Below are 8,827 nucleotides of genomic sequence, written 5' to 3' on the forward strand. Positions count from 1 at the left end.
GAGTAAATCCATACCACTTGAACTTTACCAATCCTTCGGAGCTTATTGGCGAAACGATTTGTCGGTGAATCACTTACGGCCGGGCGCTCATTGAGCGTTATCCTTTGTAATCGACGCATTCAGAGTGGTTTGGTGGCTTGGAATTGAACCGCCATTTACACCCGCCCGCTTTTGCGGCGGCCCTACTCCGAAGCAGCCATTCCGTTTCTCCCCAGGCTACGCATGCCGGATCCTCGATAGGCGCAAAACCCGCCGTTCGGCTTTGCGCCCATCTCGGCCATTCGGTGGTGTCGGCCGGCATCTCCGAAGCAGACATCGGCTTAGATCGGCTCACCGGCCGCCATTGTGCCTGCAGCGAGCCTCCGCCACTTCCCTGCGCAGGATCAGCCCGAGACAGCAGGAGCGGAACCGCAGCCATCGGCCAACGAAGGTGCCGTGAACGGGGATCCGCACCTGATTAGAAGTGAGATGACCCAATTCGTCTGGGAGGTTCAGCGATTTGTGCAACTCGTGCCGCGAAAATAAGCATCGAAGCGCTTGCGGGTGATCGAAAAAAATCTCAGACTGACCACCAGTGAGAATTTTTGATCGGCTGGAGCGTCGTGGCATCGGACCATGAGGAGCTGTCTGTCGCGCAGCGGATCGCGCAAGCATTTCCGGCGCTTAGCTCCGCTCACCGAGACGTCGCCCGCTTCGTCCTTGATCATCCGTTGCGCGCTGCGACCCTGCCTGTGAATGAGCTTGCCGACTTGGTCGGCGTCTCAGTCGCCACCGCTAATCGGTTTGCCCGCGCTGTGGGCTATGAGGGCTACGCAAAGTTCCGCTCGGCTCTCGTCCTCGGCTACGAGAAGGCGCTCGCACCGGTCGAGAAGCTGCGCGGCGGCCGAGATCAAACCGCTACCGCGTCCGGCATCCTCGACGGAGCCTTGGCCGACATCGTCCGCAACATTGAAGCGACACGCCGCGGGCTCGACGGCCAGACCTGTGCGCAGGCCGTCGAGGCGATCCGCCGGGCCCGACGGGTCTACATTGTCGGGCTGGGCAGCAGCAGCTGGCCGGCCGGCATCCTGGCGCGCAACCTCGACGTCAACCGAGAGGACGTCCACCTGCTGGCAACCCTGGAGGGGCCCGGCTTCGCCGCCCGGACTCTGCGCCGGCTGACGACCGACGACCTCGTCATCGCGCTCGCAACCCCGCGGTACTTCGCCGACACGGTGCGGCTGGCCGAGATCGCCCGGAAGCACGGCGCCGCGGTCCTGGCGCTGACCGACGGACCGCACTCGCCCCTCGTCGCCACCGCTACGATCGCGCTCTACGCGCAGACTGACTGCCACTACTTTGCCGCCTCAGATGCCAGCCTGACGGCCCTCGTCGAGGCCCTGGCGAGCGCCTTCGCCCACGCCACCGTGGATCTCGTCCCGGCCGCGACGCGGGTGACGGAAGCCGTCCTGCCCTGGCTCGACCGCGACTACGCCGCCTGGCCACCGCAGGGCGGAACCGACGACCTAACCGACACCCCGCCCCCGGGAACCGTTCCATGAGCGACCACCGCCCCGTACTCGTGATCCACGGCGGCGCTGGGACGATCGCGTCGGGCCAGGCTGATCCCGGCGAGGCGCGCTATCACGCGGCCCTCGCCGAGATCCTGGCGGCCGGAGCGGCCTGCCTCGCCGCCGGCGGCAGCGCCCTCGACGTCGTGAGCCGCGCCGTCGACCTCCTGGAGGAGTGCCCGCTCTTCAATGCCGGCCACGGCGCCGTCTTCACCAGCGCCGAGACCCACGAACTCGACGCCGCGATCATGGACGGCGCCACCTTGCGGGCCGGTGCCGTCGCGGGGGTCGCACGGGTGCGCCGGCCCGGCCGCGCCGCCCGCGCGGTGATGGAGGCGGGCGAGCACGTCCTGATGGCCGGGGCCGGCGCCGAGGCCTTCGCGCGGCAGCACGGTCTGGAGATGGTCGAACCGGATTTCTTCTCGACGGAGGCCCGCCGCGACCAGCTCCGCCGGGCACTGGCCGCCGGGCAGGTCGCCCTCGACCACGACACGGCGTCGGGGCCCCTCGACGAGACCCGCAAGTTCGGCACGGTGGGCGCCGTCGCCCTCGACCGGGACGGCCATCTCGCCGCCCTGACCTCGACCGGCGGCATGACCAACAAGCGTCCCGGCCGTATCGGCGACTCGCCGCTGATCGGCGCGGGCACCTACGCGGACGACCGGACCGCCGCCGTCTCCTGCACCGGCACGGGGGAAGCCTTCATCCGCGTCGCGGCGGCGCACGATGTCTGCGCGCGCATGGCCTACGGCGGCCAGGACCTCGCGGCGGCGGCCCGGGCAGTGGTCGAGGACGCGCTCCCGGCGGTCGGGGGCCGCGGCGGACTGATCGCTGTCGACGCGCGCGGCCGTGTCGCGATGCCGTTCAACACCGAGGGCATGTATCGCGGCCTCGTCCGCCCCGGCGATGCACCAACCACCGCGATCTTCGGCGCGTCCCGCCGCGTCCCAGCTCCCGCGCGCTGAGATCTGCCATGCCGACCATCGCAGCCGGAACCGGCTCTCCCACCGCGATGCCCGACGGGCGCGTCGTTTCCGTCACTGGTCTCGCCGTCCGCTTCGCGACCTCCGAGCGGGTCGTGGAGGCGGTCCGCGACCTGTCGTTCCACGTCGATGCCGGCGAGACCCTGGCGATCGTCGGCGAGTCCGGGTCCGGCAAGTCCGTGACCTCGCTGAGCCTGATGCGCCTCGTCGAGCACGGCGGCGGCCGGATCGCGGCCGGGAAGATGCTGTTCCGGCGCGGCTCGGGCGAGGTCCTCGATCTCGCCGCCGCCCCGAACGCCCGGATGCGGGCGATCCGCGGCGCCGAGATCGCGATGATCTTCCAGGAGCCGATGACCTCCCTGAACCCGGTCTTCACCGCCGGGGACCAGATCGCCGAATCGATCCGCGTCCATCAGGGGAAGAGCGCCTCCGCCTCCCGGGCCGAGGCCATGCGGATGCTCGACCTCGTGCGCATCCCCGAGGCGCGCAACGTCCTCACGCGCTACCCGCACCAGCTCTCCGGCGGCATGCGCCAGCGCGTGATGATCGCCATGGCCCTGTCCTGCAAGCCGCAGTTGCTCATCGCCGACGAGCCAACCACGGCCCTCGACGTCACGATCCAGGCGCAGATCCTCGAGCTGATCCGCAGCCTCCAGGCCGAGATGAGGATGGGCGTCGTCTTCATCACCCACGACATGGGCGTCGTGGCCGAGATCGCCGACCGCGTGCTGGTCATGTACCGCGGCGACAAGGTGGAGGAGGGGGCGGCGCCCGCGCTCTTCGCCGCGCCGCGCCACGCCTACACCCGGGCGCTGCTCGCCGCCGTGCCCAAGCTCGGCGCCATGGCGGGCAGCGACCTGCCGCGGAAGTTCGACCTGCTGCGGGCCGAGGCCCGGGAACAGCCGGCAGGGCAGGCGGCCCCAGCCGCAGTCGACGCGCCCCATGACACCGTTCGCGCCGGCGCTGGGCCGATCCTGCGGGTGCGCGACCTCGTCACCCGGTTCGACATCCGCGGTGGCCTGCTGAACCGCGTGCGCCGCCGCGTCCACGCGGTGGAGCGGGTCAGCTTCGATCTCCATCCCGGCGAGACCCTAGCCCTCGTAGGCGAATCCGGCTGCGGCAAGTCCACGACGGGCCGCTCGCTCCTGCGCCTCGTGGAGAGCGAGAGCGGCCTGATCGAGTTCGACGGCGGCAACGTCCGCGACCTGCCCCCCGGCCGGCTCCGCAGTCTGCGGCGCAACATCCAGTTCATCTTCCAGGACCCCTACGCGTCCCTCGATCCCCGCTTGACCGTCGGCTTCTCGATCATGGAGCCGCTGCTGGTCCACGGGATCGCGACGCGCCGCGAGGCCGAGGCGCGGGTGGCGTGGCTGCTCGAGCGCGTTGGGCTGACCCCCGACCAGGCCCAGCGTTACCCGCACGAGTTCTCGGGGGGGCAGCGGCAGCGCATCGCTATCGCCCGGGCCCTTGCCCTGAACCCGAAGGTCATCGTCGCCGACGAGGCGGTCTCGGCTCTCGACGTGTCGATCCAAGCGCAGATCGTGAACCTGATGCTCGACCTCCAGCGGGAGTTCGGCCTCGCCTACCTATTCATCAGCCACGACATGGCGGTGGTTGAGCGGATCAGCCACCGGGTGGCGGTGATGTATCTTGGCCAGATCGTCGAGATCGGGCCGCGCCGGGCGATCTTCGAGAACCCGCAGCACCCCTACACCCGCAAGCTGATGGCAGCGGTTCCAGTCGCCGACCCGGCCCGCCGGCACCTGCGCGCCCGCCGGCTCTTGACCGACGAGATCCCGAGCCCCGTCCGGGCGCTCGGCGACGAGCCGCAGGTCGCGCCTCTCGTCGAGATCGGCCCCGGTCATCTCGTCGCCCGCCACACGGTCGGCGGCCTCGCCGCCTGACACCCCCTATCCCCGCCAGCAGGATCGTCCCATGCCCCGAGGTCTGACCATGTTCGAGCGCTTCCTCATCGCCGCCGGCCTGCTCGCCGTGGCGGCCGCGCCCGCCGCCGCGGCGGGCGACCCGATCCTGGCGATCAGTGGCCAGCCCGAGACCCTCGACCCGTACAACACCAACACGACACTCACGACCGCCGTCACCAAGTCGTTCTACGAGGGCCTCTTCGGCTTCGACAAGGACCTGAAGGTCCGCAACGTCTTGGCCGAGAGCTACGAGAGCTCGCCCGACGGCCTCGTCTACACGTTCAAGCTGCGCGAGGGCGTCAAATTCCACGACGGCACGACGTTCGATGCCGCTGCGGTCAAGGCCAACCTCGACCGCGTCCTCGACCCGGAGAACCACCTCGCGCGGTACAACCAGTTCAACCGCATCAAGACGATCGAGGTGCTCTCACCCGCAAGCCTGCGCATCACCCTGAAGGAGCCCTTCGGGCCGTTCATCAACTCGCTGGCCCACGCTTCGGCGGCGATCATCTCGCCCACAGCCCTGAAGAAGTACGGAAAGGATATCGCCTTTCACCCGGTCGGCACCGGGCCGTTCACCTTCGTCGACTGGAAGCAGACCGATTACGTCAAGGGCGCGAAGTTCGCCGATTACTGGCAGGCCGGCTTCCCGAAGGTCGACACCATCACGTGGAAGCCGGTGCCCGAGAACGGCACCCGCGCCGCCATGCTGCAGACCGGCGAGGCCGACTTCGCCTTCCCGCTGCCCTACGAGCAGGCCAAGATGCTCGAAGCCAGCAAGAAGCTGAAGATCGAGGTGCACGCCTCGATCATCGAGCGGTATCTCAGCATGAACGTGCTGCAGAAGCCGTTCGACGACCTGCGCGTCCGCCAGGCGATCAACTACGCGATCAACAAGGAGGCGTTGGCCAAGGTCGCCTTCTCGGGCTACGCCTTCCCCGCGCAGGGCATCGTCCCGCAGGGCGTGCGCTACGCCCACAAGATGGACCCGTGGCCCTACGACCCGGCCAAGGCGCGCCAGCTCCTAAAGGAGGCCGGCTACGCCAACGGCTTCGAGGCGACCCTCTGGAGCGCCTACACCACCACCACCGCCCAGAAGGCGATCCAGTTCCTCCAGCAGCAGCTCGGCCAGGTCGGCATCAAGGTGCAGGCCCTGGCCCTGGAGCCCGGCCAGCGCACCGAGTGGGTGCAGACCGCGCCGGATCCGAAGACCGCCCGCGTCCGCCTCTACTATGCCGGCTGGTCGTCCTCCACCGGCGAGGCCGACTGGGGCCTGCGGCCGCTGCTGGCGACGGAGGCGTGGCCGCCCAAGCTTAACAACACCGCCTACTACAGCAACGCCGAGTTCGACGCCCTCCTCGCCAAGGCGCTGGTCTCGACGAACGACGCGGAGCGGGCGGAGCTCTACGCCAAAGCGCAGGAGATCGTGATGAAGGACGCGCCCTGGGCGCCGCTGGTCACCGAGCAGAATCTCTACGCGACCTCCGCGCGGCTCTCCGGCGTCTACGTCATGCCCGACGGCAACATCGATTCCGGCGAAATCGCTGTCGCTCAGTAGCCGCCAATCGCGGACCCTGCGCCGGCTGGCCCGATCGTTAGCCGGCCCGGCGCGGCGGGCCCGCGCGATCGCTTCACGGAAACCCCGGATCCCGGGCGCGAACCTATGCTGATTTTCCTGCTCAAGCGACTCCTCGGGCTGCTGCCGACGCTGCTGATCGTCTCGGTGCTGGTCTTCCTGTTCGTCCACCTGCTGCCCGGTGATCCGGCCCGGCTGGCGGCTGGGCAGGATGCGGACGCCCAGACGGTGGCCCTGGTGCGCACAGAGCTCGGCCTCGACCGGCCCCTGCCGGAACAGTTCGTGCGCTACTTCGCCAACCTCGCCCGCGGCGATCTCGGCGTCTCGATCCGCACCCGCCGCCCGGTCTCGATCGAGATCGGCGAGCGCTTCCTGCCAACCCTCCTACTCACCCTCACCAGCATGGCCTGGGCGGTCGCCTTCGGGCTGATCATCGGCATCGTCTCGGCGGTCTACCGCAACGAATGGCCCGACCGGGTCGGGATGACGCTCGCCGTGTCCGGCATCTCGTTCCCCGCCTTCGCGCTCGGCATCCTCATGATGCAAATCTTCTCGGTGGAACTCGGCTGGCTGCCCACCGTCGGTGCCGACACGTGGCGGCACTACGTGCTGCCGTCGCTGACGCTGGGCGCGGCCGTGGCCGCCGTGATGGCCCGCTTCACCCGCGCGGCCTTCGTGGAGGTCATCGGCGAGGATTTCGTGCGAACCGCCCGCGCCAAGGGCCTCAAGGAGCGCGTTGTCATCGCCAAGCACTGCCTGCGCAATGCCCTGATCCCGGTCGTGACTATGATGGGCCTGCAGTTCGGCTTCCTGCTGGGCGGCTCGATCGTCGTGGAGGCGGTGTTCAACTGGCCCGGCATGGGCCGCCTGCTTGTCGATGCCGTCAACCAGCGCGATTATCCGGTGATCCAGGCCTTGGTCCTGCTGTTCTCGCTGGAGTTTATCCTGATTAACCTGGTCGTGGACGTGCTCTACGGCTTCATCAACCCGACCATCCGCTACAGGTGAGCCGGCTGTGACTGACATCCTCGTCCCCGCCGCCCCCACCGTCGCGCCCGTCCCCACCGGCATCCGGACGCCGTGGTCGGAATTCTGGCGCAAGTTCCGGCGCCAGCGCGTCGCCGTCGTCGCCTTGGGCTTCATCGGCCTGCTGGTCGTGGTGGCCGTGCTGGCCCCGTGGATCGTGCCGTACGACCCGGTCAACGACTTCGACTACGACCGGATCAACGAGGGCCCGTCGCTCGCGCACTGGCTCGGCGTCGATCCCCTCGGGCGCGACATCCTGAGCCGCATCGTCGAAGGCGCGCGGATATCCCTGGCGACCGGATTCCTCTCGGTCGCAGTCGGCGGCCTCGTCGGGACCGTGCTCGGTCTCCTGGCGGGCTACTACGGCGGCTGGTGGGACCGGATCGTCATGCGCATGTCCGACGTGCTGTTCGCCTTCCCGGGCATCTTGCTGGCGCTCGGCGTCGTCGCCATCCTCGGCTCCGGGCTCGTCAACGTCGTCGTGGCGGTGTCGGTCTTCAGCGTCCCGGCCTTCGCGCGCCTCGTGCGCGGCACGACCCTGGTCCTGAAGAACAGCACCTACATCGAGGCCGCGCGAAGCATCGGCGCTCCCGACCGGACGATCATCCTGCGCCACATCCTGCCGGGCACGATCTCGGGCATTGTGGTCTACTTCACAATGCGGCTGGGTACCTCGATCATCACGGCTGCGAGTCTGTCCTTCCTCGGCATGGGCGCGCAGCCGCCGACGCCTGAATGGGGCGCCATGCTGAACGAGGCCCGCGCCGACATGGTCTCGGCGCCGCACGTCGCGCTGTTCCCGAGCCTGGCGATCTTCTTCACGGTGCTAGCCTTCAACCTCCTCGGGGATGGCCTCCGGGACGCTCTCGACCCGAAGATCGACCGCCTGTGACGCCGGCCGCCCCCCCGCGCCCAGCGCCTCGCGTCGGCAGCCTGCCGAGGGGTCAGCGCGACGCCATCACCGACGTCCCGGGCGTGACAGTCGGTCATTGCACGCTGGCCGAGGGCGACGTGCAGACTGGCGTCACGGTCGTGCGGCCGCACGGCAGCGATCCCTACCGGGACCGCGTTCCGGCGGCCGGCGTCGTGCTGAACGGCTTCGGCAAGTCCGTCGGCCTGATGCAAGTCGAGGAGCTCGGTGTGCTGGAGACGCCGATCGCCCTGACCAACACCTTCGCGGTGCCGGCGGTGGCCGCCGCCCAGATCCGCGCAGCGATCGCTGCCAATCCGGAGATCGGGCGCGCGCTGCCGACGCTGAACCCGCTCGTCTTCGAGTGCAACGACGGCTACCTTAACGACCTTCAGCGCATGGCTGTGGAGGCGTCGCATTACCACGACGCCCTGGACGCGGCCGGCGCCGCCGTCGCGGAAGGGTCGGTCGGGGCCGGGCGCGGGATGTCAAGCTTCGGGCTCAAGGGCGGCATCGGCACCGCCTCCCGGCGGGTCCGCACGCGCGCGCAGGGCCGGTTCACGCTGGGCTCGCTCGTCCTATCGAATTTCGGCAAGCCATCCCAGATCCGTGTCTGCGGCGCGCCGCTCGCCGCCCAGCTTCGGGTGGCCGGCGGGGAGCCCGAATCCGTGGCGGAGCCCCCGGAGAAGGGCTCGATTATCATGATCCTCGCCACCGACGCGCCCCTCGACGCGCGCCAGCTTCGCCGCCTCGCCCTGCGGGCCGGGGCGGGCCTCGCCCGGACCGGCTCGGTTTTCGGCCACGGTAGCGGCGACATCACGCTCGCCTTCTCGACTGCCTACACGGTGCCGCAGGTT

Annotated in this window: 8 protein-coding genes; 7 read left to right on the forward strand and 1 reads right to left on the reverse strand. The window is 69.3% G+C overall.

The window, feature by feature from the left end; translation table 11 throughout:
- Positions 1–491: 491 nt before the first annotated feature.
- Positions 492–707, reverse strand: a complete 216-nt coding sequence (locus FV233_RS30640; RefSeq protein WP_187277785.1) for a hypothetical protein — start codon at positions 705–707, stop codon at positions 492–494.
- Here FV233_RS30640 and FV233_RS26410 point away from each other — a divergent pair.
- The 7 genes from FV233_RS26410 to FV233_RS26440 form a co-directional block, all read left to right on the forward strand.
- Positions 603–1,541 (forward strand): MurR/RpiR family transcriptional regulator, encoded by a 939-nt coding sequence (locus tag FV233_RS26410; RefSeq protein ID WP_147855693.1) that lies wholly within the window; start codon positions 603–605, stop codon positions 1,539–1,541. The genes FV233_RS30640 and FV233_RS26410 overlap by 105 nt on opposite strands.
- Complete coding sequence (locus FV233_RS26415) at positions 1,538–2,515, forward strand: isoaspartyl peptidase/L-asparaginase (RefSeq protein ID WP_147899279.1); 978 nt, start codon at positions 1,538–1,540, stop codon at positions 2,513–2,515. Before FV233_RS26410 ends, FV233_RS26415 begins: the two co-directional genes overlap by 4 nt.
- An 8-nt stretch (positions 2,516–2,523) precedes the next feature.
- Positions 2,524–4,437: a dipeptide ABC transporter ATP-binding protein gene (locus FV233_RS26420; RefSeq protein WP_147857253.1), complete on the forward strand. Its 1,914-nt coding sequence runs from the start codon at positions 2,524–2,526 to the stop codon at positions 4,435–4,437.
- Positions 4,438–4,468: 31 nt separating this feature from the next.
- Positions 4,469–6,016 (forward strand): glutathione ABC transporter substrate-binding protein GsiB, encoded by a 1,548-nt coding sequence (gene gsiB, locus FV233_RS26425; protein ID WP_238262717.1) that lies wholly within the window; start codon positions 4,469–4,471, stop codon positions 6,014–6,016.
- A 105-nt stretch (positions 6,017–6,121) separates the two neighbouring features.
- Positions 6,122–7,042 (forward strand): glutathione ABC transporter permease GsiC, encoded by a 921-nt coding sequence (gene gsiC, locus FV233_RS26430; protein ID WP_147856521.1) that lies wholly within the window; start codon positions 6,122–6,124, stop codon positions 7,040–7,042.
- A gap of 7 nt (positions 7,043–7,049) precedes the next feature.
- On the forward strand, positions 7,050–7,952 hold the full coding sequence (gene gsiD, locus FV233_RS26435) for a glutathione ABC transporter permease GsiD (RefSeq protein WP_007568587.1): 903 nt from the start codon (positions 7,050–7,052) through the stop codon (positions 7,950–7,952).
- A partial coding sequence (locus tag FV233_RS26440) for a P1 family peptidase (protein ID WP_147899280.1) occupies positions 7,949–8,827 on the forward strand: 879 nt, incomplete at its 3' end. The genes gsiD and FV233_RS26440, both read left to right, overlap by 4 nt.

The sequence above is a fragment of the Methylobacterium sp. WL7 genome (assembly GCF_008040085.1).
In the GTDB taxonomy this organism is placed as follows: Bacteria; Pseudomonadota; Alphaproteobacteria; order Rhizobiales; family Beijerinckiaceae; genus Methylobacterium; species Methylobacterium mesophilicum.

Bases quoted from the DNA above. Each gene is read 5' to 3' on its own strand.
- gsiB (WP_238262717.1), top strand. From the start codon at position 4,469: ATGCCCCGAGGTCTGACCATGTTCGAGCGCTTCCTCATCGCCGCCGGC.
- FV233_RS26415 (WP_147899279.1), top strand. From the start codon at position 1,538: ATGAGCGACCACCGCCCCGTACTCGTGATCCACGGCGGCGCTGGGACG.
- FV233_RS30640 (WP_187277785.1), bottom strand. From the start codon at position 707: ATGATCAAGGACGAAGCGGGCGACGTCTCGGTGAGCGGAGCTAAGCGC.
- gsiC (WP_147856521.1), top strand. From the start codon at position 6,122: ATGCTGATTTTCCTGCTCAAGCGACTCCTCGGGCTGCTGCCGACGCTG.
- FV233_RS26420 (WP_147857253.1), top strand. From the start codon at position 2,524: ATGCCGACCATCGCAGCCGGAACCGGCTCTCCCACCGCGATGCCCGAC.